The sequence below is a fragment of the Mesorhizobium sp. M1A.F.Ca.IN.020.06.1.1 genome, from assembly GCF_004023265.1.
In the GTDB taxonomy this organism is placed as follows: Bacteria; Pseudomonadota; Alphaproteobacteria; order Rhizobiales; family Rhizobiaceae; genus Mesorhizobium.
The window spans coordinates 1-628 of sequence record NZ_RZSR01001647.1; the positions used below are offsets into that span (position 1 = coordinate 1).

Genomic DNA, 628 nt, shown 5'->3' on the forward strand with positions numbered 1-628 from the left:
TAGCTGACCTTCTGGCCATCGGCGAGGCCCTTCAACCCGGCACGTTCAACGGCGGATATATGAACGAAAACGTCCGCTCCGCCGGCGTCTGGTTGGATGAACCCAAATCCTTTTGTCGCATTAAACCACTTCACCGTACCTGTAGCCACACGTCTATTCCTTATTCTGGCAAGGCGGGCAATCCTCACGCGCGCGGAGGCAATCTAGCCATCGCCCTGAACACGTCAATGACGGTTGTCTTCCTCACCTCTCGTCTGCCATTCCACATCTCGGCCGTAAGCCGAGGGCAGAATCGATTGGTGAGCTCGAAGCGAAACGGGCGGCTTCTGTTTCGCCATCCTCTCGAACAGCCCGTATTCTCATCAAGAAGCCCTCACCCAGGTGTCCGGAAATTACCGAAACTCGCGGCCATTTGCCTATCAGGTCGAATCCGTGTCCTTTCTCGACGCCTTCGGTGTGGCCTTAACCGCCCGCCTTTGGTGCGGCCTTCGGCCGGATGTAGAGGTTCACGCGATCGTCAACCCGATTGGATGGCCATGATTTCCCGACGCGGACATATCCATTCCGCGCTAGGAGCCGCTGAGACAACTTATTCTTTGACTGGATCGTCGCGAATAGTTCCTTGCCC

1 protein-coding gene is annotated in these 628 nt (G+C 56.5%); it reads right to left on the reverse strand.

Going from position 1 to position 628, the window contains the following annotated elements:
• Window positions 1-149: cold-shock protein (locus tag EOA60_RS36110; RefSeq protein WP_164899931.1), on the reverse strand; the 149-nt coding region annotated here is incomplete at its 3' end.
• Window positions 150-628: the final 479 nt, after the last annotated feature.